This is a genomic window from Dyadobacter sp. HNCC25DJ187 (assembly GCF_056895255.1).
On record NZ_JBXHAT010000001.1, the window covers coordinates 1163296 to 1189436 of the forward strand.

A 26141-nucleotide genomic window follows, 5' to 3' on the forward strand; every position below is an offset into this window, starting at 1 on the left:
AAGTTTGCCGGTACCTGTGATGACTGACTAACAAGTACCGCATATATAACTATTATATATGCTTCAGGTCTTCAATTTATACCAAAACATTGCTATCATCCTCTTGCGAGCTTATAACTGATTTTGGGAAACTTAAAAGGAAGCGGGCACCGCTTTCTGAGAATACAGTGATTTGTCCCTGAGCCTGCTTAGTGAGCGACTTAATAAGTCTTTTGCCAAAAGAATCACCTGCTTTTTGCCATTCCTCCGCAGCAATACCAGGGCCATTATCTCTTACTTCGAGATACATTCTATCCTCATTCCAAAGGTGGATGCTCAATTCAGCTTGCTCTACATCGGTATATGCATGTTTAAAAGCGTTGGTAACCAACTCATTGATAATTAAACCAATAGGAACAGCCATCTCCACATCCAAAATAATGGGTTCTATATGTAGAATCAAATTGAAATGATCCTTTTGCCGGAATGACTGCATCAGTCCTGCAGTAAGATCTGATACATATTCCTGCATATTTACACCCGTTACATTGTCAGTCAGATAGAGCTGATTATGGATCAAAGACATGGCTTCTACACGCTGTTGACCATTCATCACAGCAAGTGCTGCTTTCTGATCCTCAATTTGATCGGCCTGCAAAGAGAGAAGACTGGATACGATTGCCAGGTTATTTTTGACCCGGTGATGCAGCTCCTGCATCAATTCTTTTAGCTGGGACGATTGTTTGCTGATCTGCTGGTTAGCCATTTGAAGCGTCGCATTTGTTTCCTCCAATTGACCATTAACCTTCCTGATTACGATATATTGCCATACTGCAATGCATAAAACAACGCCAAGCAACAGTATCCCGGCGGTAAGCGCTATCAACTGAAACCTTCGCTCGCTATTTTCCTGATCAAGACGCTGTATTTCCTGTTGTTTTTCCTTTACCTGAAATTTAGATTCTGCTTCTACCAGTTGCCGGTTACTTTCCAGATTAAAAACACTGTCACGATATACGATCCATTTTTGCTGATAATGATAGGCATGTTCATAAGACTTTTTCTTAACAGCAACTTTGGCCAAAATATCATAGGCTTCTCTGGTAAGAACCAACCTGTTGAAGCTTGCAGATGCCAGTTCAAGTGCTTTTTGCGCATACGCCTCTGCCCTGTCCAAATCATTTACCTGCAACAATGTGTTCGGCATATTGACGTAGATCATTTCGAGCATTTCCGTGAAATTTTGCTTTTGGGTATAAGCCAGGCATTCCTCATACACGTCGATTGATTCCTTATAACGCCCGGCATTTTTCAAAATAATCCCTCTGTTAAAAAGCGTTATATAATGGTCTTCACCAATCTTCTTCATCAGATTGATGGCTTTCAGATTATAGTCCAGCGCAGCATTAAAATCGCCACGGATATCCTCAACCGTAGCCTGGTCTGTGTAGAGATAAGCAACTTCATCTGGCAGGTTATGATCATTAGCCAGCTTTAATGCACGCTGTACATACTGTTCTGCATGCGTAACATCTCTGGTTGAAATGTAAATCATACTTATTCGTTGCAGTGATCTTATTTCACGTTTCACATCACCGGATTGGTGGAAACATTCCAGCGCCTTCTGGTAATGGTTGATTGCCGTCGTATGATCGTTTTGCTGTTTGGCGATGTAGGCTACTGACATGTACATTCGCCCTTTAAAACCAATACTATTGGTTTTCGTAACAATTTTGCGCAATTCGGTGACCGCCTGCTCGGCCTCCACATAGTGAAGCTGATCCGCAAGATCCAGCACCAATCCCGATAGTTTCTCGAAACGAACACTATCCGATTCTCCTCCTATTTTTTTCAAAAACTCAGAAACGGATGTTTTCTCCTTCGGCTGACTGAAACCGGGGGTATTGATAAAAAACGGCAAACAGATCAAAAATGGCAAAATACGTTTCATAGAAAACTACAAAATAGGGATATATCTAAGAACAGAAGGACCTGCAAGATTAATGATTATCATTTTCAGATTGAAGAGAATGTAGGTAAAGCCTGGCTGTCTATCTGTGAAGTGTAATATCTGGGCTGTGACCTCATGGTTACCGTGGCTTAAAATAGTTCATAAAACTATCCTTATACTGCGCCCCCAATGGAACCACAGTATCGCCTATAAAAATCTCACGATCATTAAAACCGGTAATTTTTTTCAGATTTACCACGAAAGATCGGTGAACCCTGACAAGTGATGCAAAGCCCAGTTTTTCCTGAGTGCCGCTCATGGTTTGCCGCAGCGTTAATTTTTGATAGGAGGTAATGATGTGCGTGTAGGTATTATCGGCCTGAAGCATCAGAATATCGGCCAGAGGTATTTTTACAAACTGGTAATTATTTTTAATAAAAACATGATCATCCGCCAACAAAATAGATTCTTTGCCTGCTTCTTTGTCTGTAACCTTTTGTTCAGGAAGGGCAACTTCTGATAACTTGTGGCGGGCAAAATTATTTAAAGCCAACTCTACTGCGAGTTTGAGGTTGTCCGATCTTACAGGCTTGGAAAGGTAAGCAGTCGGATAGGTTTGTTTGGCACGTTCCACAGTCTCTCTGTCGGCAAAAGCAGTGAGATAAATAACCGGCACCTCTCTTATCTTTAATATTTTACTTACTGTTTCCACTCCATCCCAATCACCTCTGATATGAATGTCACATAAAAGCAAGTCTACATGATTTTGCTGGAATAAGCTCAGTGCTTCCCTTCCATTATCGACAACATCTACCACCTGATAACCATTCGCCTCCAATAAGTCACTTACATACATTCCCAGCACCGCCTCATCTTCGACGATTAAAATCTGCGTTTTCATAGAGTTTACGTAATCCTTAACGTTGAAATTTACCTACAAAAGTAATGGCTTTAACATCTCTTAACCCCTATTTCACATACAATTTCCAGTATACTATATCAATTAGCCATACTTTTGAATCATTCAATGTTATAACCATTAGGAATAACTAAAATTCAGAGGTAATCATCTATCCGCAGACCGGGTAAAAGTCACGCCTCAAAAGTGCCATTCCACATGGTTCACCTTCCTTCGAAATTTACTCAACGTTAGATCGCCAGCACCTGAAATTTCCGAATGATGGATACAGTAGGGCTGGTGATGGTTATTATTTCCATCCGTATCTCCCGCAAATACTTTCCAAGAACATCCGAATATATTCCCGTGGTCGGCTTCAAAAACCTATATTTGCAACATCAAAGCAAAACCACAAACTATGAAAATCGTTGTACTCGGAGCATCCGGACAATTAGGAAGCTGCTTAAAAAAGGTCGCAGCAGAAAGAAGTATCACCGACATATCGTTTCCTGGAGAGCAGGAAGCTAATATCCTTGACAGCGATTTGCTAGACAAGCTCTTCACTTCCGAACAACCATCTTTTGTAATTAACTGCGCTGCTTATACTGCCGTAGATAAGGCGGAAGACGAACAGGATATCTGCCGTAAGGTGAACCGTGACGGAGCTGCTAATACCGCTGAAGCTTGTGTAAAACATGGAGCTACGCTGATTCACGTTTCTACCGATTTTGTCTTCAAAGGCAATGTACCTCAGCTACTTTCCGAAACAGATCCTGCTGAACCTGAAAATATTTATGGTCTTACGAAACTGGAAGGAGAACAAGATATAACACGTATTCTGGATAAACACTTTACTTTGAGAACAAGCTGGCTTTATTCAGAATTTGGCAACAACTTCGTAAAAACCATGCTCAGACTGGGTAAGGAAAGAGATCAGCTGGGTGTAATTGCCGACCAGACTGGCTCCCCTACTTATGCAATTGATTTGGCAGGAGCTATTCTTGATATTATCGCTTCTAAAAGCACAGCATACGGTATTTACCACTACAGTAATGAAGGTGTTACCTCCTGGTACGATTTCGCGAAAACGATTTTTGATATCAGCAACACGACTGTGGAAGTAAATCCTGTAAAAACATCGGAATATGTGACCAAAGCAGTTCGTCCGGCTTATTCAGTGATGGACAAATCCAAAATCAAAAAAGAATTTAATTTAGATATTCCTTACTGGAGAGACAGTCTGGCGGTTTGTATATCCCGCCTTTGACAGAATCTGATCATATCCCTATACAAACAGCACGGTGCAAATAAACGCACCGTGCTGTTTGTATAGGGTAGTTAATAACTTCTACAGATTGACACCACCGGATACTTCAATCCTCTGCGCATTCACCCATTTGGCATCTTCCGTACAAAGGAATGCTACTACGCCACCGACATCGTCAGGCAAGCCTACACGTCCTAACGCTGTGAGACTGGCAATGTGTTGATTCACCTGTTCGTTATCACGCACGACACCTCCGCCAAAATCAGTTTCAATAGCTCCCGGAGCAACAACATTCACTCTGATTCCACGACTTCCCAGCTCTTTGGCCTGATAACGCGTTAATGTCTCTATCGCACCCTTCATACTACCGTAAGCGCTGTAACCCGGATTTGAAAAACGTGCCAGTCCGGACGATAGATTTACGATTCCTCCCCCATCATTGATATACGCCAATGCCCCCTGCGTAAGGAAAAATACACCCTTAAAATGAACGTTCATTAGCAGATCGAAGTCGTCTTCTGCTGTTTCAGCGTAAGGTGTGTTGATGCCAATTCCGGCGTTGTTGATCAGAAAATCAAATCTTTCTGTGTCAAACTTATTTTTTAATATTGTTTGAAGAGATTCAAAAAAGGCAGGGAATCCTTTTGTATCGCCCGCATTCAGTTCGAGTGCTGATGCCCTTTGGCCCAATGCCTCGATTTGCGTTACAACTTCCAAAGCCTGATCACGTTTGCTTTGATAAGTAAGCACTACATCGATTCCTTTTTTTGCAAGACTGACCGCCATATTTTTCCCCAATCCCCGACTACCACCTGTTACTAATGCTATTTTACTATTTGCCATCTTTGTTCTGTCGTTTGTTTTGATGGTACAAAGTTGGTTGGATTACCCATAGCAGTGTTTGCATTTATCAATCCAAAACTTATAAAAATCAAATCATTAAGCCCTATACGCTAAGGGCGAGAGTTGGGTATGCTTTCTAAAAAAGTTGGAAAAATGCGCGATTTGTTCGAAACCCAGGCAATAGGATATCTCCGATACATTCCAGCTGGTCTGCTTCAGAATGATCTTTGCTTCACGTATGATCCGCTCGGCAATCAGATCAGTTGTCGTGTGACCGGTATTTTCTTTAAGCACTTTGTTGAGGTGGTTGACATGCACGGCCAGCGAATCCGCGAAATCCTTTGCAGTTCTCAAACGAAGCTGCTGATCTACCGACTCAATGGGAAACTGCCTTTCCAACAGTTCCAGAAACAGCGAAGATATCCTTGCCGAGGCATTATGTGTGGGATACAATGCCGTGGCAGGCTGGAGCTTCTGTCCATAATGAATCAGCTCCAGCACATAATTTCGAATCAGGTCGTACTTGAAAGCGTAATCGGATCCGAGCTCATTTTGAATTTTTTCGAAAATAGCGCTTAATTCCTGAGTTTGGGATTCAGTCAATTCAAAAACAGGATAGCCACCCGATTTAAAAAGTGGCAACTCGTCAATGACAATACCGCTATTGGCAGGAGTTACAAATTCAGAGGTAAAAATACAGAATTGGCCGGCTTGCTGCTCATCTTGTGGAAGATAATGGTATGGGATTTTTGGAGTGGCGAATAATAATGCACTTCGTTCTATATTAATCACTTTATCGGCATATTCAGCCCGGTTTCGACCGATAATCAAACTGATCTTGTAATAAGAACGGCGATCATAGGGCATAGCTGATTTACCACCTCCCTTTTTTTGCAGATCAGCAATTCTGAATACATTGAAATGACCGATCTGATTTCCAATTTCGACTGGAAAACGTTGGGCGATGTCATCGTAGAATTTTTCTAGTGTAGTAATTTTCATATTCCCGCTAATTTGTAAAAATCAAATTTAACAAGAAATCACTTATTCTTACGAATCCTGGTATTACAATGAACTGAGCAGAATAAGAAAAACAGTCCCATAAACATCATCAAACCTGCAGCGACCAATAGCTCTGGTATGTAAGCAACATATATTCCTGACATGGAACTGACGCCCTGAATCATTAAAAATACTTCGTTTAAAACTACGCCACCTACAAAAGCAAAAAGGCCGGATCTTTTCGATCCGGTAAGTACCAGTGCCTTCTGGCAGTAAAGCCATCCGATCAGAAAGAGTGAGATCATCCCTAAAAGCACCAGATGTAAATAGGCTATCACTACCGGCCGGAGACCGAAAGCCCAAGTCGCAATAAACGGGAAGGCGGAGGCAGTTTGCAAACCAAATTTGATGGTGGCAGCAATCAGAACCAATACAAAAAGAAGGCGCGATGTTAGAGGTAGTTTGGCACAAATATCATTTCTCTTTCGCCAGACACATAATGTAAAAACACTCCATATACCAAACTGAACAAAAGCTGTAACAATATTAAAAGTGTGTATATAGTCAGTAAGTTGCATCCAGTTAATGGACAGCAGGTAAGTCGGGATACAGCATATGATAAAAACTTTACTGACACCCCCTGAAGTATGAATATGGATCACATTCACCGACAGCCAGTAATGGAACAGCCCCATACAGGATAGGAAAAACCAGCCATTATACTGAAAATGCAGATAAAAGTATACAGACGCCAGTCGCAGTTCAGTGTGCTGTGGTTGCATCGACATGGTATATGCCAGTGAAAATGTTCCCAATGCCGACAACATGTTAAACAACATCGCTGCATGTATATAACTCCACCAAACTGACTTCTGACTGCTGACAGATACATCCTTTTTACAAAATATATAAAAGATGATACTGATCAGAATACTCAAAGTTGAGAAAGCAATAGAAGCCGGCGCATATCCCTGTTGAAGGAAACTGATGAGCATGCCGTAGGAGCAAAACAGATTAAACGTCAGAAGATAATTGTAACGGACCGGTAAGGCGGCCGAAAATTTTTTACCTAGTATGACCAGAGCAATACACAGCATTAATGTCTGAGTAATCCATCCCGAAAAAGCAAAATGTGAGTGTGCGTGCAGTGTGAAACGCTGGTCGATCCATGGAAGCTCGTAAAGGATTTTCAGTCTCATTAAAAGGCCAAGACCTGCTACTATAACCAGATTTAAAATACTAATTGCCGCCCATTGACTGGCCTTCATGGATTTAAACATACACTCATTACTTTGGAATCTGCACGCTATACAATCGACTGGCGCGACTTACAGCAACTGGTTTCGTTTTCCGAAGTCAGAAAAACTTTCCCTTTCACAATACTTAATTTACCCTTGTTTTCCAGCGCTTTCGTTGCTCTGATGATCGTCTCAACGCGCATGCCGGTCAGATTCGCAATTTGCTGTCGGGTAAGTAATAGCTTATTACACTCATGACAAACTTGATTACTATGCTTCTGGAGATACTGAAAAAGTTTGTCAACTGTGTGCTCAGGAGAATTTCCTGCCAATTCACGAATCAGGAATAGTTTGAATCTCAGCTTTTCAGCAAACATTTTATTAAAATCCCGACTGATCGAAGCATCGTCCTGCAGCATTTGTTGAAACGCAGTAGCAGAAAGCCGCAGAATCACACAATCCGTAAGCGCCACAGCTGAGCAGGCATAAGGCATCTGATCGAATAGAACCAGTTCACCAAATGACTCACCAGGCCAAACCAGCTCCTGCAATATCTCCTTTCCATCATCATTGAAATTCGACCAGCACACCCGCCCTTCCGCCAACTGATGATAATAGTGACCTGTATCGCCTTCAAGAAAAATGATTTCGCCCGCAGATACCTTCTTGTAAGTTGCTCCGTAGCGCACCAGCAAATCAGTTTGAATCATCATAGTCATAACGTTTTTACGCCCAAACTTAATCCTATTCCAAACCTGGTGTGATGATTAATCCCATAACCAATACTGACATAAGTCACTATTGTACAAACCATTGATTATCAAATAATTAAATAACAAAACAATGTATTAAAAAGGATATTTCCTCTAGTCATAAACTGCAAAAAACCGTTTATGCGTACACGCATAAAAACCGGCACAAGCAGCTGATACTTTTGCAACAGACAGCAATCAGTCAGGCTGAGAAACTGTTTGATGAAACAATTTTTCACCCAAATGTTACCACAATGAAAAAGACCATGCTTCTGATATTCGGCGCCGTTATGCTGTATGCATGCGGACAGAAAACCGAGCAAACCGGAGAAAGCACAGCAGCCGAACAAAAGACCAAAACCGAAGAATATGACCCACAACGCGGCGAAGGAAAATTCGACAACGTTGAAATATCCGATAAGCTTGATGCTGCCATGGCTGCCAGCGGGAAACAGGTATTCGATATGAAGTGCTCTGCCTGTCACAAACTAACCGAGGAAAAGATGGTAGGGCCAGGCTGGAAGGGTGTCAGCACCAAACACAAACCTGAATGGCTGATGAACTTCATTACAAACCCTGATGCGATGATTGATAAGGATCCACAGCTACAGGCACAGCTCGAACTTTGTCTGGTACGAATGCCAAATCAAAATCTTACTGATGACGACGCCCGCCACATTCTTGAATTCATGCGGCAGAATGATGGAGTGAAGTAGTTGGCAATCGGCTTTCGGCAATCAGCTATCGGCTTAAAAAAATGTAATGTATCAAATGTAACCTCTATTAGGACCCACGAGCTGACGGCCGAAAGCCGACTGTCGAAAGCCCTAAAAATATTTACCAACCCATAAAACTATGAAACCAATAAAATATGCCCTTGGCGTTGCTTCCTTAGCCCTTCTCGCCAGTGGAATCCAATCTTGCAAACCCAAAAGCGCCGACACGGCCATCAGTGGTGATGCCGCTGCCAAAACATACGTAGCTCCCGGAAAGTATGACGAATTCTATAATTTTGTTTCAGGTGGTTTCAGTGGCCAACTGTCGGTATATGGTATTCCGTCAGGTAGACTGCTCAGGGTAATTCCTGTGTTTTCCCAGGATCCCGAAAAAGGATGGGGGTTCAGTGAAGAAACCAAGCCCATGCTCTACACTTCCCACGGCAGCGTTCCCTGGGATGATCTGCACCACGTTCAGCTTTCTAAAACCAACGGAGAAAATGATGGACGCTGGGTATTTGTAAATGGCAATAATACGCCCCGTCTGGCAAGGATCGATCTGAAAACTTTCCGTACTGCGGAGATACTGGAACTACCGAACAGCGGAGGGAATCACTCCTCTCCTTTTATTACTGAAAACACTGAATATGTAGTGGCAGGAACACGTTTCAGCGTACCACTTGACGAATCTGATGGCGATGTGCCTATCAACACCTACAAGAAAAACTTCAAGGGAACGCTCAGTTTCGTGAGTGTAGACCAGAAAGACGGCAACATGGATATCGCTTTTCAGATCGAAACACCAGGAGTAAACTTTGACCTGAGCCGTTCCGGGAAAGGTCCGTCACACGGCTGGTTCTTCTTCTCCTGTTACAATACCGAACAGGCCAATACATTACTGGAAGTCAATGCTTCTAAAAATGACAAAGACTTTATTATGGCGGTCAACTGGAAAAAAGCAGAAGAATACCTGAAAGCCGGGAAGGGAAAAAAAACAAAAGTAAAATATGCGCATAACAAGTACAGCGAAGAAAGCCATACATCCACTTCTGAAATCAAAAATGAAGTTGTCGTATTGAGCTCAAAAGAATTGAAGGACCTGTGCTATTTCATTCCTTGCCCGAAATCGCCGCACGGAATTGATATTGACCCCACGGGCGAATACATGGTAAGCAGTGGAAAACTGGCTGCTCTGATTCCTGTTTTCTCATTCAGCAAAATGATCAAAGCCATTGAAAACAAAACCTTTGAAGGTGATTACAATGGCATTCCGGTCATCAAATATGAGGCTGCTTTATATGGTGAAGTACAAAAACCTGGACTCGGACCTCTCCATACCGAATTTGACGGAAGAGGAAATGCAGTTACGACCATGTTTGTCTCTTCTGAAATCGTGAAATGGAACATCAAAGATCTGAAAGTAATCGACCGCCAGCCGGTTTACTATTCCCCTGGTCACCTGATGATTCCCGGCGGAGATTCGAAAAAACCGGACGGCAAATACCTGATTGCTTATAATAAAATCACCAAAGACCGCTTCCTGCCCACCGGACCTGAGCTGGCTCAAAGTGCGCAACTATTTGATATTTCAGGAGACAAAATGCAGCTGATCCTTGACTTCCCAACCATTGGAGAACCGCACTATGCGCAGGCGATCAGAGCAGATAAAGTAAAAGAGCAGTCGGTAAAAACCTTCAAACTCGAAGCAAACAAGCATCCCTATGTGTCCAAAGGCGAAGGAGAAACCAAAGTCGTTCGTGACAAAAACAAGGTACATGTATATATGACTGCCATCCGCTCCCATTTAACACCGGACAATATCGAAGGGATCAAAATCGGTGATGAGGTTTACTTCCACCTAACCAATCTCGAACAGGACTGGGATGTTCCTCACGGATTTGCCGTAAAAGGTGCAAACAACGGAGAGTTGCTCGTGATGCCGGGAGAAACGCAAACGTTGAAATGGGTCCCTGACCGCGTTGGTATATTCCCGATCTATTGCACCGACTTCTGCAGTGCGCTCCACCAGGAAATGTCCGGATATGTACGTGTGTCTCCTGCTGGCAGCAAGGTCGCCTTAATAGGAAACACAGGCACCAATCTGCCTGCTGAATAATAAGGCAAAAATAACCTGTACGTGCAAACATCAAGTGTACGTACAGGAATTGCGAACTGATCTTTCATTCAAATTTAACACCATGAAAGCGAACCAAATGCTTGGTATACACAGGATTTTACTGGTCTTATGCGGAATAGCACTGCTGCTGGTAAACTACTTTCCCATATGGCGTATCGAACTGGATGCACCACAGTATCCGGAAGGGCTCGAACTGCTCATTTTCAGCAATAAACTAGCCGGAAATGTTGACATCATAAACGGATTAAACCACTACATCGGCATGAAAACACTTCATACTGATGACTTCATCGAGTTCAGCGTCCTGCCCTATCTGGTTGTGTTTTTTGCTGGTGCATTTGTGCTTGCCGGAGTATGGGGGAAACGTTGGTGTGGGTATACCGTGCTGGTTCTTTTTGCGATGTTTGGTGTAGCAGCCATGGTTGACTTCTGGTTGTGGGAATACGATTACGGGCATAATCTGAGTCCGGATGCTGCCATTAAAGTTCCGGGGATGTCGTACCAACCTCCGTTGATTGGTTTCAAACAATTACTCAATTTTGGCGCTTACAGTATTCCTGCAACCGGCGGTTGGATTTTCATTCTGACCGGTGTTGTGGCAGCCTACTGTATGGTCAGTGAATGGCTGGCCACCCGCAAAACCATAGCCATTTCACGAACAGCACGTTTGGTGTTATCTACTCTTGCTTTGTACGCCGGACTATTCTTAGCGCAATCCTGTGGCCCTCGTGGCGCAGAGCCGATCCGTGCCGGGGTAGATGCCTGTGCACATTGCAAAATGACGATCAGCGATCTTCGGTTTGGCTGTGAGTTTATTTCAAAAAAAGGAAGAGCATTCAAATTCGACGATCTCCAGTGCATGACTTCGTTCGTGAAGCAAGATGGCACCGGAAAGACTGAAATTGAAACATTTTATCTACCCGACTTCACGACTAACGAGTTGTCAGAGGCAAACGAAATGCACATCCTGCATAGCGAAGATGTGAGGAGTCCGATGGGTGGAAATTATGCCGCTTTCAAAATGCAAGCAGACTTAAAAAATGCTCAGGAAAAGTTTCCTGGTGAGGTGGTGAAGTGGGAGTACTTGAATAAGTGATTATGATACCTGTAACCTTGTCAGTTTAAAAAACAATGCGATGGACTTGTCAGGCTGAGCCTGTCGAAGCCAGGGTTACCAAGCTAAAAAAGGGAATCAATCTGCGTCAGTGCAAAATACCCTTCGACCGCAGCAGCGGACCATAAGCTCAGGGTGACAGCGATGAAGAACGGACCGTTGTCACAGATAAAACCAAAACAGACTACCATGCTCAAAACCAATAAAAATATCACTCTTCTCCTATTTATGTGGTTAACTGCAGGACTTGCCACGAAATTACTTGCTGGCACGATCCGAGTGGGAAAAACGCGTGCGGTGAAGAGCATACGCGCAGGAATTGGCATGGCTAAACCGGGCGATACAGTTCTGGTCGACAAAGGCCTATATCGTGAAGGAAACGTCTTGATCGATAGACCTATACATCTGGTCGGGATTCAACAGCCAATACTGGATGGCCAGAGCAAGTATGAGATCATCTCGATCAAATCAGATCATGTAACCGTTAAAGGTTTTACCATAAAATCTTCCGGGCAATCTTCCATGCAAGATATAGCAGGTATAAAGGTCTATAACAGACGCCACGTCACGATCAGTAGCAATGTGCTGGAAAACAATTTTTTCGGGATATACCTGCAGCACTCTCACAACTGCCTGATTGCCGGTAACAGACTAAGAGCTTATGGAAAAGCAGAACATCTGATAGGAAACGGAATACATAGCTGGAAAAGCGATAGTCTGACCATTACAGAAAATCGGATTGAAGGTCATCGTGATGGCATTTACCTGGAATTCACCACCAATACTCAGGTCCGGCAGAATACAAGTCATGGTAACCTGCGGTACGGTCTGCACTTTATGTTTGCACATCATAATACCTATACACACAATACATTCAGCAGCAACGGAGCGGGCGTAGCAGTGATGTACACGCACCATGTACATATGAAAAACAATATTTTCAAAGACAACTGGGGCGATTCGTCATACGGTATTTTACTAAAAGAAATCTCAGACAGTGATATTGAAAATAACCGTTTCGATGCCAATACTTCGGCCATATTTATGGAAGGCGCCTCCCGGGTACGTATCAAAAACAACATTTTCAATGCGAATGGATGGGCTTTAAAAATTCAGGCAAGCTGTATGGAAAACCAAATTGAGCAAAACAATTTCCTGGGCAACACCTTCGATATAGCAACAAACAGCTCACTGGTACTCAACACTTTTGATTCCAATTACTGGGATAAATATGAAGGCTACGATTTAGACAAAGATGGTATCGGAGATATTCCCTACCGCCCTGTAAGCTTGTATTCGATGATTGTCGAGCGCTTCCCTACTGCCATGATCCTGTTCAGAAGTTTTATGGTCACACTTCTGGACCGAACTGAAAAAATGATTCCCGGCATGACGCCCGAACAACTCAAAGACTCAACTCCTGCGATGAAACCTGTGCAACTATGATTTCTGTAAAAAATATTTCTAAACGCTTCGGCAAATTTCAAGCCCTGGATGACATATCCTTCGAATGTGAAAGAGGCCAATGTATTGCGCTGATCGGCTCTAACGGAAGTGGTAAAACGACAATCATCAAAACGATTCTCGGCATGGTTATTCCGGACCAGGGCACCATCGAATTTGACGGAAAAAGTATAGCCAATGACTGGACCTATCGCAGCAATATAGGCTACATGCCTCAGATAGGACGCTACCCGGAAAACATGACCATTGGTCAGGTGCTGGATATGATCAAAGACATACGTAAAATACCTGAAAAAAATCTTGATCAGGATCTTTACGAAGCGTTCAAAATCGGGAATTTGTCTGACAAAAAAATGGCAACGCTTTCGGGTGGAACGCGGCAAAAAGTCAGTGCCTGCCTGGCATTTATGTTCAACTCACAGGTGCTGATCCTCGACGAACCATCAGCCGGTCTTGATCCTGTTTCCTCCGAAATTCTCCGTGAAAAAATCCTGACTGAAAAGCAAAACAACAAGCTTATCATCATTACGTCCCACATTCTCAGTGAGCTCGATGACCTGATCACGCAAGTAATTTATTTGCAGGATGGCAGCATCAGATTTCATAGGAACATACAAGCCTTGCAAAGTGATACAGGGCAAGAAAAACTATCTCGCGCAATCGCTGCAATCCTGCGCCGCGAAGATGCACAAGCGCAGCAAAACAGTATTCAGCAGAAAGCTTTAAAAGGTCACTGGCTATGAAAAAGATGATCAAATACATCGTTGCAGATATTCTGCAGAGCCGCATTATGATCGCCTACACGATTGTGCTTTTAATTATCTCATTTTCCGTTTTTGCGATTGAAGACAATCCTGCCAAAGGAATATTGAGTCTTTTGAACATCGTCCTGTTTATCGTGCCTTTGGTAAGTATCATTTTTTCAACGATATACATTTATAATAGCAGTGAATTTATAGAATTGCTCGTCAGCCAGCCATTGCAAAGAAAAGCGATCTGGCTCAGCATGTTTACCGGCCTGTCGTTATCACTAAGTATTGCCTTTTTACTCGGCGCAGGTGTCGTAATTATCATCTACACCTGGTCGGCTACCGGACTCATCATGCTTGCATCGGGGATATTACTTTCCATTGCGTTTGTGGCTATCTCACTTCTGGCATCCGTTGGCATCCGCGACAAAGCTCGGGGCATCGGTGCTGCGATCATGCTATGGCTCTATTTCTCCATGTTGTTTGATACTCTTTTGCTATTTCTGCTTCTGCAATTCTCAGACTATCCGATCGAGAACAGCGTATTGGCACTAACTGCCCTGAATCCTATAGACCTGAGCCGCGTAATCATCCTGTTACGTATAGATGTTTCCGCCATGATGGGATATACGGGAGCTATCTTCCGTGACTTCTTTGGCAGCACTGGCGGAATGCTGATCGCCTTAACAATTATGCTGATTTGGATCGGAATACCTGCTTACATTTCAACTGCGCGCTTCAGAAGTAAAGACCTTTAATACAAATACACATTTAATTGATCATCCACTTTAATTTTCATAGCATGCAAACCATACCGACCATTGACGTAACGGTTATTGAACCAAGACTGAAGCACTCAACCATTTTCCAGCATTTCGACGCACTCAGCGGCGGTGAAGCTTTTATCATCTTTAATGACCACGATCCAAAACCCTTATACTATCAGCTGCTTGGAGAAAGAGGTGATATTTTTACCTGGGAATATGAGCAGCAGGGTCCCGAATACTGGCAGGTTAAAATTGAGAAAAAAGCAGCTTCACTCACAGAGCAAACTGTTGGACAAATAGCTTCTCAGGATATCAGAAAGGCTGATGCCTTCAAGAAACTTGGAATCGATTTCTGTTGCGGTGGTAAAAAGAAACTGAAAGATGCACTACGGGATGCAGGTGTTACCGAAGAGCAGCTTCAACAAACAATGGACGATAACGCGAAATTACCGGCTACTCAGTTACCGCTGAATTTCAGCAGCTGGCAACCCGCTTTTCTGGCTGACTATATCACCAATGTCCACCATAGCTATGTACGCGAAAACGGACCCATCATTGCCGGGTTAGCCAATAAGGTTGCAAACCGTCATGGGGATCATCACCCTGAACTATTCGCCCTTGCCCAGCAGGTTCATTTGCTACTCTCAGACCTTTACAAGCACTTGGTGAAAGAAGAAACAATTTTGTTCCCTGCTATTAAAGCTTGGGCAACGGCTAAAAGTGCAGATGATCTGCAGGATGTGATCAGTGTTACCTCGGCTATTGAACTGATGGAAGCAGAACATGAATCGGCCGGTGATGACCTGAGAAATTTGCGCAAGATCAGCAACCAATACGAGTTGCCGAAAGGTGCCTGTAATTCCTATGCGTATTTGTTCGAAAAGCTGAAAGAATTTGAGAACGACCTGTTCAATCACATTCATCTTGAAAACAATATTCTGTTCCCGAAAGTACTAAAAATTCAGCGGCAAACGCTCAACGCAATCGCCTGATCACCCACACCGTATCGCCATGATCACCATCACCAATCGTACAAAGATCTCTGAGATCATCAACGCCAATCCAGACAGTATTGAAGTCATCGCTGCAATAGCCAGACCGCTTCAAAAACTAAAAAATCCCCTGCTCCGGAAAATTATGGCGCCAAGGGTTACTCTGCAAGAAGCAGCTTCTATTGGTGGTTGTGACCTTGGTGATATCATCGGCGCACTGATCCCTCTGGGATTTAAACACATACCATTTAATGCTGAAAATGATATGAATGAAGAAGAAAAGAAACCTCAATGGTTTTTATCTGTACCACAGGACATGATTGACGTACGGCCTGTCATTGAACAAGGATAAGATCCACTCCGGCAAATTATCGAAAAATTCGGAGTCCTGCGGGATGGCCAGATATTGTGTATCATCAATTCCTTTGTTCCTTATCCTCTCATCAATTTACTTGCTAAGCAATCGCTGACCTATACAGAACAAGGTAAGGAAGGGACCACACATTACACATGGTTCCTGAAGAGACAGAGACACGAAGAATTGCAGGAGACTGTAGCCCAAGGCGTTCACATGGAGGATGAAGAATTATTCGGAAAAATCCTCACCAATTTTGAAGAACAGCAGCTCATTCGTATAGATGTGCGGGGGCTGTCTATGCCCGAACCCATGCACGTTATTCTAAACCAGTTGCAGACTCTGTCTGCCGGCCGCGCTCTTTATATATATCATAAAAAGGTGCCTGTGTATTTGCTGGAAGAAATCCATAACGAATCTTTTACCATCCACATTCTGGATCTGAGCGCAGGAGAAGTTCGCTTGCTGATCTACAAATAATCCAGCCGAAAAATGGATAATATACACATTAGTAAAGCACCACCTTTGGGCGTAGTTATTCCTTTTTATATTACCGGAGCGCTGTTCTTTCTGATTTTTACTGTGATGTTATTGATTAGCTTCAATGATTTGACCGGACACTATTTCAGTCCTCACCTCCTGGCAGTTGTACATACTGCTGTATTGGGATGGGGAACCATGGTTATTTTTGGAGCCGCCTACGAGCTTTTGCCGGTACTCTGTGAAAGGACCCTGTACAGCAACCGTCTGGCCGCGGGCTCCTACGTTTTTCTTTTGATTGGTATTACACAGCTTGTACCGGCATTTTGGTTGTTCGAAGCAGGCACACGCATGATTGCCGGAGCTTCGTGCGTATGTGTCGCAGTGCTTTGCTATGTATTAAATGTAGTGTTCACGGCAGGAAACTGTCAGAGTCATTCCTTACATCAGAAGTTCCTGATCAGCTCTGCGTTATGGCTATTGATTACCGTGACACTTGGACTTTGTCTGGTGATTAATCTTCGGTATCCATTCATGAGTCGCAACCATTTGGATATCATGAAACTTCACGCACATGCAGGAATAGCCGGATGGTTTCTACAACTGATTACAGGTATTAGCGTACAACTGATACCTATGTTTCTGGTAGCCAAAATCACCAAAAACAGGTGGATTAAAGCGGCATGGATTTTTCAGAATGCCGGCTTATTCGGATTTCTGATAGACAGCCATCTCAGTAACTCATCAGTACGTGACATTTTATACGCACTGGTTTGCGGAACTGGTATATTTTGTTGGTTGTATTTTCTGTATGATGTAATCGTTCACAGAATCAAAAAGCGAATAGACCGCGTCATGAAGCTGACCTTGTCATCCTGTTTGTTTCTTGTAGCAGCGCTTCTGATTATACCGATTGCCCATTACAGTCCTCAAACCAACTGGACAATGGTATATGGTGTGTTACTTTTCTTAGGCTGGATCACCTCAATCATTCTTGGACAAACCTTTAAAACGCTCCCTTTCATTGTCTGGAATCACCATTACAAATCAGCAAACGAAAAAGGGAGAATTCCACTTCCCGCAGGGCTATTTTCAAACTCGTTGCTGAAATACCAGTATTATTTATACTTCGCCTCAATGACCGTACTGCCGATAGGAATTCTCTCCGCGCAGCTTCTAATGATCCGCTTTGCACTATTGATGCTGATTATAACGGCCCTGCTCTATGTAGTGAACGTATTCAAAATAATCCTTCATAAACCACTTCATCACCATGTACACCAATAAAGAATCTACAGATATCGGTTTCCGAAATCAGGCTGTAACGGCGCTCAAAACGGTTATTGATCCTGAACTTTTTGTCAATATTATAGACTTGGGATTAGTTTATGCCATTAACTTCTCCAGTAACCTCCTCGAAGTAAAAATGACCCTATCAGCCCCGCATTGTCCGTTAGGTGAAGCAATTACAAACGGTGCTCAGCATGCATTGGCAGAAGCTTTCCCTGACAGAAAAATACGATTGATATTAGTGTGGGAGCCGGCATGGAATCCGGATATGATAACCAAAGAAGGTCGAAAAGAACTTTTTTCTGAATAGTCAGTGCTGCAACACCGGCTATGCTATGACGCAGACTGATCGAAATAGCTATTCAGCTCGATAATATTGCTGATGCCCAACTTCTTAAAAACCTTCGACTTATGGTTACTTACCGCAGGTGAAGATATATTCACCATCTCCCCGATTGACTTGATCGACATGCCTTTTACAAGAAGTCTTGCAATTTCGTATTCCTTCTCAGAAAGAATATCCATCACATTTTCCGACTTCTGAGGGTTGACAAGCTGCTCAAAAGAGCTTTCAAACAGTGACGGACTCATATAAATCCTGTTCTTGATCACAAGATCCAGGGCAAATTTGAATTCCTCAATGGGCGCGTTTTTGGGGATGAAGCCACTGGCTCCCGCTTTTAAAAAAGGAATACCGTAGTATTTCTCTTCATAATCGGAACAGATCAATATGGGAATATCCGGCTGTTTACGTCTGACAAGATCTACCATGTCCATACGATCTCCGTTCGGGATGCCTACATCCATGATCAACAGATCAAAACTTTGCTTTTCCAGCGTGCTCAGTGCCACGTTGAAGTCCCCTGTAATATGTACCTCTACATCCTGAAGGCAACTTTTTAATAGACTTTCAATGCCAAGGACAATGAGTGGATGATCCTCGGCAAGCAAAATACGTTTCATTTCCAAATTTCAAATAAGCTAAACTTCTAGGCAAATATAGTACTCCACGTATAAGGTATAGTCATAAATAATAAAATTATTCGACAAAAAAGACAACGAATTTGATTTTATAGAAATAAATCTACACAAATAAGGCAAAAAGTTGAAAAACCAAAACTGTTTGTCTTACATATAGATATATTTTCACTATAAAAGAATAGATTTATCTAAATGTAGTGATAAAACAACAACACATGTTTTATATTATAGATTATTTTATTTTAATTTTTTGTGAGAACTTCCTATTTTATGAGATTGCTGATTTTGTATTGCCTTTTCTTTTGTACCATTCCCCTATATGCGCAACGTCCGGCGCCAGTCCGCCTCCGTACTGACCTGGCAGAACAAACGGACAAAGTCTGGCAAAATGGTGTGGCAACTAACTTCAGCCTGGCCCTGGCCCAGGCACAAGCACTACAATTTAAAGGACAGATTACACTCATCCGAAGTAAAAAACCATCGTTTAGCTGGATCATCAGTGATACTATACCGGGCACGTATCAGTCTGCTTACCAAATAGTAGTGGCCACTTCTATGGAGAAAGTTGAAAATGGAATAGCTGATGTCTGGGACTCAGGAAAAACAGCAGGTAAACAAAGTGCAGGTATCATTCCAGAAAGAGAATTACTGATTCCCGACCAGATATATTACTGGAAAGTGAGAACCTGGGATCAAAGTGATGTCGCAAGTGCGTTTTCTGCCATCAAAGCATTCCGTACCGACAAACAACTCACAGACTATCAGCCGCCATTCGTTCCGCTGCTCAAAACAAGCCAGCAACCTGTCAGTCAGAAACAAATGGCGCCTGGACACATCTTTTATGATTTTGGGAAAGATGCTTTCTCGCAACCTTTGCTCACTGTAACGTCAGGTACCGAAGGCGATACATTATGGATACATATTGGTGAAGCTAGAACTGCGCAGCACACTGTAGACAAAAAGCCATCAGGAAGCTTGCGTTACAGTCGGATTCCTCTCAGACTACAGAAAGGCACCCATGACTACGCCGTGCAATTTGCAGCAGATAAGCGGAATACCGGCTCAAAGGCTATTCTGATGCCGGACTATATCGGCGAAGTTTATCCTTTCCGGTATATCGAATTACAGGCTCAGAAAGAAGATGTTAAGATCAATCAGCTTAGCCGGCAGGTAATTAACTATACATTTAATGACGATGCTGTTACATTTAGTAGTTCAGATACAACGCTCAACCAGATATGGGATCTTTGTAAATATTCTATCAAAGCCACTACATTTTCCGGCTATTACGTCGATGGAGATCGTGAGCGTATTCCTTATGAGGCCGACGCGCTTATCAACCAGCTTTCGCACTACGCAACTGACACAGAATTCAATATGGCCAAACGCTCGCTGGATTATTTGATTTATCACGCTACCTGGCCTACCGAATGGAGTCTTCAGAACTTATTAGTCGCCTGGTATGACTACCTGTATTCTGGAGATTCAAGAACCGTTGCTTCGCTTTATGCTCAACTTAAACCTAAACTACTTACTGAACTTTCCAGGGCTGACGGCCTGATCAGTACCCGTACCGGCAAACAGGATGATGCCTTTAAAAAATCGATTCACTTTAATACTTTCGATGGCAAAAGCACACTGGTTGATATCGTTGACTGGCCTCAGCAGGGCGTTTTAGGTTTAGAAAAAAAGCAGGCAGGTGAAACTGACGGTTTTGTGTTTACCGATTACAACTCAGTTGTAAACGCGTTTCATTATCAGGCGCTGATTTATATGAGCAAACTAGGCACAGTCCTAGGACGTCAGGATGATGCAGTTCAATATCTCAATCTTGCCAACAAGGTGAAGCTGGCATTTCAAAAAACTTTTATTGATCCTGAAACGGGCCTGGTTCGTGACGGCGAAGGTACAGATCACGCGTCTTTGCATGCCAACATGATGGCGCTTGCATTTGAATTGGTACCTGCCAAATACCACCAGCAGGTACTGGAACATATACGCTCACGAGGTATGGCATGCAGCGTTTACGGCTCTCAGTTTCTGCTCGACGGACTATACAACGCAAATGAGGCGCGCTATGCGCTTTCTCTGATGAACTCAGATGCTGAAAGAAGCTGGTATAATATGATCAGAACAGGTTCTACCATCACAACAGAAGCCTGGGATACCAAATACAAACCCAACCAGGACTGGAACCATGCATGGGGTGCCGCACCGGCTAATATCATTGTAAGAAAACTGATGGGAATTGAACCTTTGACTGCAGGATACGAGACGGTAAGCATCAAGCCCCAATTAGGTGATTTGGAAAGTGCATCATTGAAATTAGGTACACTTCGCGGAGATATCAACACAAGCATACAGAATAAGGCAGGTACATTCTCTATGACTGTACAACTTCCGGCAAATATGACCGGAGTAGTTTACCTACCAAAAAATGAAGCCAAAGGTACAGTGAAATACAACGGCAAAATCATCAAAACAATGACAGATGGTGTATTTTATAAAATTGATAATGTGAGATCAGGGAAGCATCACTTTGAGGTAATGCGCAGCCGTAAATAGCAAAATGGGTAAGCTTGTTTTATTTAAATAAGCTTACCCGTTTACTTTTTCCCGAATCGTAGTACATCATCTGATATGATGTACAAGTAAAGCAAGTGGAGATTCAACCAATAACTTTTTAGTAATACTTGGATTGATGATCAGTTGCTCCAGAAAACCGCGCTCTCTGGTCGACAATACGAGAAGATCTGCATTTACTTCCTTACAATAATTCATGATGCCTTCTTCAACACCTCCCCCTTTGCGGACAACAATATCACTTTCCGCAATATTGAGTCCGGTAGCAATCTGAGAAATATACTGGTGATCTGGCTGAATATTAGGTTGTTCCAAAGAGCTGATTTTGATTAAAGAAAGGCTTGCTCCCAATTGTTTTGTCAAGTCAGCCACTTGTCGCAGATTACTCATTTCCTCAAATTCAAGTTGAGTGGCATAAACAACCCGATTAACTTCAAAATTTTCAATCTGGGAAGGTATGACCAAAACAGGACAAGGCGAGTCCAAGGCGATATGGGTAGCAGAACTTCCGATCAGTTTATCCATAAAACTACCTTTACCAGTTCGGCCTACCACAATTAAATCTGCTACGAGCTCTTCCGCATTGCGAATCACAGCATCATGAATTGCATCAACTTCCCAAATACTGTGAGCCTCAAAACCTTCCTGCCTGGCTAACTCTGCCTGTTCTTCCAACAGCGCTTTCAAGCCATCCTCGTGTTCTTTATAAACCGGAAGCGAGCTCATTGTTACCGGAAGAGAGACGTCCGTGATATAGGGCTGATAGGCGTGTAAAAATACCAATTCGGCTTCATTTTTTGAAGCAATTAGCTTAGCAGCACTAATAGCACGTGCTGCATTTTCAGAAAAATCTATGGGAACAAGAATCGTGTTCATAACCGGCCTAAGTTTAATGACTTTAATCAGTTCTGGTATACCGAACCATTTTTTGTAACGCAATTTTCAAGGATAATTAACTAAAAAAAATGATCCGGCGCAGGATATCCGGTGATAAAAGTTAAATCCGAATGGCCAAATCCAGTATGGATGATCCTCGTGTTCACCTGCCGTATACATACCACATCTAACAAGCTCAATGTGTGAGACCTGCTCCATATCACAGTCAGTTCGGTTGACCAAAAAAAACGAAATATTAGAAAAAGACAAAAAAATTATTACTATACAATGCCGATAGAGAATAAATAATTAATAAATTTTAATTAATTTTGTTCAGCAATCTATTGTCAACTGATAAGTAAACCAGGATAAACTAAGCGAAATGAGAAGAATATTCTGATTTAGAGAGATATCCAAAAATTATTAGTAATTGTAAAGATGGAAAACATTAGAATCAGATGGCAAAGCTACAATTGCGTGATATTACAAAAATCATATTTTATGAAAAGAAAAACTTTATTACTTTTTTGGTTCCTGTTAAGCGGATTGGGATTTGCTTATTCACAGGAAAGAACCATTAGCGGTGTTATTACAGATGTGTCGGATGGCAGTACGTTGCCGGGGGCATCGGTTGCTGTGAAAGGAACTTCCACAGGTACACTTACGGACGTGAACGGGACTTATAGTCTCAAAGTGAATCAGAACGCCACAACCTTGGTCATCTCTTTTATAGGTTACCTGGCAGAAGAAATTCAGATTGCCAATCAGAATGAGATCAATATCGCTCTGAAACCTGATACCAAAGTTCTGAACGAAGTGGTTGTAACCGCACTCGGTATATCCCGTGAAAAACGTGCACTCGGTTATGCTGTACAGGAGATCAAAGGCGAGGCTCTGCAAACTCGCCCCACCAACGCACTGGCTGCTCTGTCCGGAAAAGTAGCTGGTTTGCAGGTAGTAAGTTCTGGAGGAAATATGGGTGGATCATCTCGCGTATTATTGCGTGGTATCAACTCTATTTCCGGAAACAACCAGCCTTTATATGTAATCGACGGAACACCTGTTGACAATGCCGATCTGAACAGTGCAGCTACCAGTGCAGGTAGCGGTGGAAAGGATGTGGGAAACATGATCCAGGATATCAACCCTGACGACATAGAGAATATCTCGGTATTGAAAGGACCTTCTGCAGCTGCACTTTACGGAACGCGTGCTGCCAATGGTGTAATTCTGATCACAACCAAAAAGGGAAAAGAAAACAGCAAAGTCAATATAGCGCTGAATACAGGTATTGAGTTTGAAAACATTGTACGTCTGCCCAAGCGTCAAAAATTGTATGGACAAGGTTTCTCTTCCACATTTCAGAAAGCCAATATCGGCGGAAATGATTACAATATTGTAGAATATGCTGTTGATGAAAGCTGGGGACCCAGGCTGGATGGCACTCCTGTACTGCACTGGTATAACCTAGACCCTGAAAACACGGCAGAGTATCTGCAGCCGCAGCCATGGCTATACCCTAAAAACGATGTTCACTCATTCTTTGAAACGGGTGTAGCCAATACCAACAGTTTCTCGATCAGCGGTGGTAATAGCAATTCTACATACAGACTTTCGTATACCAACAAAAATGTAAACGGAACAGTACCCAACTCTTCTCTGAAACGGAATTCAATTAACTTTTCTGGCTCCTCACAACTCGGGAAACTGAAGGTATTTAATAATTTCAACTACATGAGGAATACATCTGTAGGTCGTCCATGGACAGGTGCTACCAACCGGAACATTATTCTGGAAGCCTTTCAATGGGGAGCTGTTCAGGTGGATTACAATAAGCTGAAAAACTACAAAAGAGCGGATGGCACCCAGATTCTTTGGAACCGTACCGGATACCAGAATACACCAGCGGCTGAAGCAGCCAGGTTCATTGACAACCCCTACTGGTCGGCTTACGAAAGTTACATGGATGAAAACCGTGACCGCTTTTACGGCAATGTAGGATTGGTTTATGATGTAAACAGCTGGTTGAAAGTAAGTGGTAAAGTGAATGCCGACGTATATCAATACCAGTATCAGGACCGTATAGCGGTTTACTCACGTACACAATCACAGTACCAGGAATACAGTAATAATTTCAGCGAGTTTAACTACGAATTACTTGCTTCGGCGAACAAAAGCTGGGGCGACCTGTCTTTAAATGTGAATGTGGGTGGAAACATCATGAGTCAGAAAAGACGTATTAATGATCAGGTTACACAAGGTGGTCTAACCTTGCCCCAGTACTATAACTTAAGGAATGCAAGTTCTGTATTGCCTAATTCAAACTTCTATCAGAAACAGATCAACTCCGTATTCGGAAGTTTCTCTTTAGGTTATAAAAGTCTGCTTTTTGTAGATGGTACAGTTCGTAATGACTGGTCTTCTACCCTGCCGGTTGACAGAAATTCGTTCATTTATCCCTCTGTTACCACAAGCTTAATACTAAGCGAATTGAACGGTATCAAGGAAATTGGTTGGCTGGACTTCGCCAAAGTACGTTTGGGATGGGCCCAGGTAGGTAACGATACAGACCCTTATCAGCTGCAACGCGCCTACGAAGCAACTCAGTCATTTGACGGAATAGCAGGATACAAGCTTCCCGAACGCCTCAATAACAGCTTGCTGAAACCAGAGATTACCACTTCCTGGGAAACAGGTCTGAATATTCAGGCATTTAAAAACAGGGTCGGGCTTGACTTTACCTACTATGATAATGTGAGCCGTAACCAGATCATTAACATTCCTGTTTCCTCTGCATTCGGATATGACTCCAAGGTGATCAATGCCGGTAAGATTAACAATAAAGGTATCGAGATTACCCTATCAGGCACACCTGTACGCAGCAACGGATTTGAGTGGAACAGTACATTGAACTGGTCACGCAATCAGAACAAAGTCATCAGGCTTGCAGAAGGTGTAAACACTTTCCAACTATCCAACAGCCTTGTTACACTTGTTGCACGTGAAGGAGAGCAGTATGGTCAGTTATTGGGATACGATTTTATATATGCTGCAGATGGACAAAAGGTGATCAAAGCAGACGGAACTTATGAAAGGGCACAGCAACTTACCTCATTGGGTAGTGTATTACCGAAGTATCTGTTTGGTTTCCAAAACAGTTTCACGTACAAAAACTTCAACCTTGGCTTTTTGATCGATGGACGTGTGGGAGGTAAATTTTTCTCTCAAACTTATAAGGTGGCGATGTATGCAGGTATTTTGGATAAAACGGCAGCCAACGATGTCCGCGAAACAGGTGTGGTACTGGATGGTGTAAAAGGAACTGTTACCTACAACAATGATGGTTCTTACGCCGTAACAAATACTTCGCAGAATGATACCCGCATTACGGCTCAGGCCTGGGCCCGTAACGAATACAACGGCCCTACTCCGCTTACTATTTTCGACGCCTCATTTGTAAAACTTCGTGAAGTTACTTTTGGATACAATTTGCCATTGAAGAATCAGCTGATCAAACAGGTTTATTTCGGTTTGTATGGACGGAACCTGGCGAATCTCTACGCTGCAAGCAAATATATCGATCCCGAAATGACCAGCAGCGGAGGTAACATCCAGGGCATTGAAGGAGGTAATATCCCTGTTCCTGCAACATACGGACTAAATGTTAATGTTAAATTTTAATGGGGACTCCCTTAGGTTCCGATTTC

General features: G+C 42.8%; 22 protein-coding genes. 14 read left to right on the plus strand and 8 right to left on the minus strand.

The annotated features are described in order from the left end of the window. Window positions 1-76 precede the first annotated feature (76 nt). Window positions 77-1930: a histidine kinase dimerization/phosphoacceptor domain -containing protein gene (locus tag AC1XUE_RS04715; protein ID WP_483354777.1), complete on the minus strand. Its 1854-nt coding sequence runs from the start codon at window positions 1928-1930 to the stop codon at window positions 77-79. Between the two features lie 139 nt (window positions 1931-2069). Continuing rightward, window positions 2070-2831, minus strand: a complete 762-nt coding sequence (locus tag AC1XUE_RS04720) for a response regulator (RefSeq protein WP_483354778.1) — start codon at window positions 2829-2831, stop codon at window positions 2070-2072. 415 nt (window positions 2832-3246) lie between these two features. Between AC1XUE_RS04720 and rfbD the strand changes: the two genes are divergently transcribed. After that, window positions 3247-4095, plus strand: coding sequence for a dTDP-4-dehydrorhamnose reductase (gene rfbD, locus AC1XUE_RS04725; RefSeq protein ID WP_483354779.1), 849 nt, complete (start codon window positions 3247-3249; stop codon window positions 4093-4095). Window positions 4096-4176: 81 nt separating this feature from the next. Here the strand turns inward: rfbD and AC1XUE_RS04730 are convergent, their stop codons facing one another. The 4 genes from AC1XUE_RS04730 to AC1XUE_RS04745 form a co-directional block, all read right to left on the minus strand. Then, entirely contained in the window at window positions 4177-4938 is a 762-nt protein-coding gene (locus AC1XUE_RS04730) for an SDR family NAD(P)-dependent oxidoreductase (RefSeq protein WP_483354780.1), read from the minus strand. Window positions 4939-5034: 96 nt separating this feature from the next. After that, window positions 5035-5940: a helix-turn-helix domain-containing protein gene (locus tag AC1XUE_RS04735; RefSeq protein WP_483354781.1), complete on the minus strand. Its 906-nt coding sequence runs from the start codon at window positions 5938-5940 to the stop codon at window positions 5035-5037. Between the two features lie 38 nt (window positions 5941-5978). Next, a complete protein-coding gene (locus tag AC1XUE_RS04740) occupies window positions 5979-7220 on the minus strand; it encodes a hypothetical protein (RefSeq protein ID WP_483354782.1) in 1242 nt (413 codons plus the stop codon). A 26-nt stretch (window positions 7221-7246) separates the two neighbouring features. Continuing rightward, entirely contained in the window at window positions 7247-7891 is a 645-nt protein-coding gene (locus AC1XUE_RS04745; RefSeq protein WP_483354783.1) for a Crp/Fnr family transcriptional regulator, read from the minus strand. A gap of 293 nt (window positions 7892-8184) precedes the next feature. On the opposite strand from AC1XUE_RS04745, the gene AC1XUE_RS04750 reads away from it, so the two are divergent. The 11 genes from AC1XUE_RS04750 to AC1XUE_RS04800 all read left to right on the plus strand — a co-directional run bounded on the left by AC1XUE_RS04750 (window position 8185) and on the right by AC1XUE_RS04800 (window position 18304). Beyond that, a complete protein-coding gene (locus AC1XUE_RS04750; protein ID WP_483354784.1) occupies window positions 8185-8646 on the plus strand; it encodes a c-type cytochrome in 462 nt (153 codons plus the stop codon). Window positions 8647-8785: 139 nt separating this feature from the next. Next, window positions 8786-10762, plus strand: a complete 1977-nt coding sequence (nosZ, locus tag AC1XUE_RS04755) for a Sec-dependent nitrous-oxide reductase (RefSeq protein ID WP_483354785.1) — start codon at window positions 8786-8788, stop codon at window positions 10760-10762. Between the two features lie 82 nt (window positions 10763-10844). Next, on the plus strand, window positions 10845-11879 hold the full coding sequence (locus AC1XUE_RS04760) for a nitrous oxide reductase accessory protein NosL (protein ID WP_483354786.1): 1035 nt from the start codon (window positions 10845-10847) through the stop codon (window positions 11877-11879). A 207-nt stretch (window positions 11880-12086) separates the two neighbouring features. Further along, entirely contained in the window at window positions 12087-13343 is a 1257-nt protein-coding gene (locus AC1XUE_RS04765; RefSeq protein WP_483354787.1) for a nitrous oxide reductase family maturation protein NosD, read from the plus strand. Beyond that, window positions 13340-14104: an ABC transporter ATP-binding protein gene (locus AC1XUE_RS04770; RefSeq protein ID WP_483354788.1), complete on the plus strand. Its 765-nt coding sequence runs from the start codon at window positions 13340-13342 to the stop codon at window positions 14102-14104. The genes AC1XUE_RS04765 and AC1XUE_RS04770 overlap by 4 nt, the downstream gene beginning before the upstream one ends. Then, the gene (locus AC1XUE_RS04775) at window positions 14101-14868 is read left to right on the plus strand and encodes an ABC transporter permease subunit (RefSeq protein WP_483354789.1); all 768 of its coding nucleotides are present in this window, start codon (window positions 14101-14103) and stop codon (window positions 14866-14868) included. The genes AC1XUE_RS04770 and AC1XUE_RS04775 overlap by 4 nt, the downstream gene beginning before the upstream one ends. 44 nt (window positions 14869-14912) lie before the next feature. Further along, window positions 14913-15869, plus strand: coding sequence for an iron-sulfur cluster repair di-iron protein (gene ric / locus AC1XUE_RS04780; RefSeq protein WP_483354790.1), 957 nt, complete (start codon window positions 14913-14915; stop codon window positions 15867-15869). A gap of 19 nt (window positions 15870-15888) precedes the next feature. Then, window positions 15889-16221: a DUF1858 domain-containing protein gene (locus AC1XUE_RS04785; RefSeq protein ID WP_483354791.1), complete on the plus strand. Its 333-nt coding sequence runs from the start codon at window positions 15889-15891 to the stop codon at window positions 16219-16221. A gap of 54 nt (window positions 16222-16275) precedes the next feature. After that, window positions 16276-16704, plus strand: a complete 429-nt coding sequence (locus tag AC1XUE_RS04790; RefSeq protein ID WP_483354792.1) for a DUF2249 domain-containing protein — start codon at window positions 16276-16278, stop codon at window positions 16702-16704. 12 nt (window positions 16705-16716) lie between these two features. Further along, on the plus strand, window positions 16717-17991 hold the full coding sequence (locus AC1XUE_RS04795) for a hypothetical protein (RefSeq protein WP_483354793.1): 1275 nt from the start codon (window positions 16717-16719) through the stop codon (window positions 17989-17991). Next, complete coding sequence (locus AC1XUE_RS04800; protein WP_483354794.1) at window positions 17978-18304, plus strand: metal-sulfur cluster assembly factor; 327 nt, start codon at window positions 17978-17980, stop codon at window positions 18302-18304. Before AC1XUE_RS04795 ends, AC1XUE_RS04800 begins: the two co-directional genes overlap by 14 nt. A 23-nt stretch (window positions 18305-18327) precedes the next feature. Here the strand turns inward: AC1XUE_RS04800 and AC1XUE_RS04805 are convergent, their stop codons facing one another. After that, the gene (locus tag AC1XUE_RS04805; RefSeq protein ID WP_483354795.1) at window positions 18328-18957 is read right to left on the minus strand and encodes a response regulator; all 630 of its coding nucleotides are present in this window, start codon (window positions 18955-18957) and stop codon (window positions 18328-18330) included. Between the two features lie 288 nt (window positions 18958-19245). On the opposite strand from AC1XUE_RS04805, the gene AC1XUE_RS04810 reads away from it, so the two are divergent. Beyond that, on the plus strand, window positions 19246-21540 hold the full coding sequence (locus AC1XUE_RS04810) for an alpha-L-rhamnosidase-related protein (RefSeq protein ID WP_483354796.1): 2295 nt from the start codon (window positions 19246-19248) through the stop codon (window positions 21538-21540). 66 nt (window positions 21541-21606) lie between these two features. Here AC1XUE_RS04810 and AC1XUE_RS04815 read toward each other — a convergent pair whose 3' ends face one another. Beyond that, a complete protein-coding gene (locus AC1XUE_RS04815; RefSeq protein ID WP_483354797.1) occupies window positions 21607-22434 on the minus strand; it encodes a universal stress protein in 828 nt (275 codons plus the stop codon). A gap of 501 nt (window positions 22435-22935) precedes the next feature. Between AC1XUE_RS04815 and AC1XUE_RS04820 the strand changes: the two genes are divergently transcribed. After that, window positions 22936-26115, plus strand: coding sequence for a SusC/RagA family TonB-linked outer membrane protein (locus AC1XUE_RS04820; RefSeq protein WP_483354798.1), 3180 nt, complete (start codon window positions 22936-22938; stop codon window positions 26113-26115). Window positions 26116-26141: the final 26 nt, after the last annotated feature.

What these genes read in the sequence shown, in the direction of transcription:
- AC1XUE_RS04775 (WP_483354789.1), top strand. Translation starts at nt 14,101, where the DNA reads ATGAAAAAGATGATCAAATACATCGTTGCAGATATTCTGCAGAGCCGC.
- AC1XUE_RS04760 (WP_483354786.1), top strand. Translation starts at nt 10,845, where the DNA reads ATGAAAGCGAACCAAATGCTTGGTATACACAGGATTTTACTGGTCTTA.
- AC1XUE_RS04785 (WP_483354791.1), top strand. Translation starts at nt 15,889, where the DNA reads ATGATCACCATCACCAATCGTACAAAGATCTCTGAGATCATCAACGCC.
- rfbD (WP_483354779.1), top strand. Translation starts at nt 3,247, where the DNA reads ATGAAAATCGTTGTACTCGGAGCATCCGGACAATTAGGAAGCTGCTTA.
- AC1XUE_RS04720 (WP_483354778.1), bottom strand. Translation starts at nt 2,831, where the DNA reads ATGAAAACGCAGATTTTAATCGTCGAAGATGAGGCGGTGCTGGGAATG.
- AC1XUE_RS04795 (WP_483354793.1), top strand. Translation starts at nt 16,717, where the DNA reads ATGGATAATATACACATTAGTAAAGCACCACCTTTGGGCGTAGTTATT.
- ric (WP_483354790.1), top strand. Translation starts at nt 14,913, where the DNA reads ATGCAAACCATACCGACCATTGACGTAACGGTTATTGAACCAAGACTG.
- AC1XUE_RS04805 (WP_483354795.1), bottom strand. Translation starts at nt 18,957, where the DNA reads ATGAAACGTATTTTGCTTGCCGAGGATCATCCACTCATTGTCCTTGGC.
- AC1XUE_RS04770 (WP_483354788.1), top strand. Translation starts at nt 13,340, where the DNA reads ATGATTTCTGTAAAAAATATTTCTAAACGCTTCGGCAAATTTCAAGCC.
- AC1XUE_RS04750 (WP_483354784.1), top strand. Translation starts at nt 8,185, where the DNA reads ATGAAAAAGACCATGCTTCTGATATTCGGCGCCGTTATGCTGTATGCA.
- AC1XUE_RS04730 (WP_483354780.1), bottom strand. Translation starts at nt 4,938, where the DNA reads ATGGCAAATAGTAAAATAGCATTAGTAACAGGTGGTAGTCGGGGATTG.
- AC1XUE_RS04715 (WP_483354777.1), bottom strand. Translation starts at nt 1,930, where the DNA reads ATGAAACGTATTTTGCCATTTTTGATCTGTTTGCCGTTTTTTATCAAT.
- nosZ (WP_483354785.1), top strand. Translation starts at nt 8,786, where the DNA reads ATGAAACCAATAAAATATGCCCTTGGCGTTGCTTCCTTAGCCCTTCTC.
- AC1XUE_RS04735 (WP_483354781.1), bottom strand. Translation starts at nt 5,940, where the DNA reads ATGAAAATTACTACACTAGAAAAATTCTACGATGACATCGCCCAACGT.
- AC1XUE_RS04745 (WP_483354783.1), bottom strand. Translation starts at nt 7,891, where the DNA reads ATGATGATTCAAACTGATTTGCTGGTGCGCTACGGAGCAACTTACAAG.
- AC1XUE_RS04765 (WP_483354787.1), top strand. Translation starts at nt 12,087, where the DNA reads ATGCTCAAAACCAATAAAAATATCACTCTTCTCCTATTTATGTGGTTA.
- AC1XUE_RS04800 (WP_483354794.1), top strand. Translation starts at nt 17,978, where the DNA reads ATGTACACCAATAAAGAATCTACAGATATCGGTTTCCGAAATCAGGCT.
- AC1XUE_RS04820 (WP_483354798.1), top strand. Translation starts at nt 22,936, where the DNA reads ATGAAAAGAAAAACTTTATTACTTTTTTGGTTCCTGTTAAGCGGATTG.
- AC1XUE_RS04810 (WP_483354796.1), top strand. Translation starts at nt 19,246, where the DNA reads ATGAGATTGCTGATTTTGTATTGCCTTTTCTTTTGTACCATTCCCCTA.
- AC1XUE_RS04815 (WP_483354797.1), bottom strand. Translation starts at nt 22,434, where the DNA reads ATGAACACGATTCTTGTTCCCATAGATTTTTCTGAAAATGCAGCACGT.
- AC1XUE_RS04740 (WP_483354782.1), bottom strand. Translation starts at nt 7,220, where the DNA reads ATGTTTAAATCCATGAAGGCCAGTCAATGGGCGGCAATTAGTATTTTA.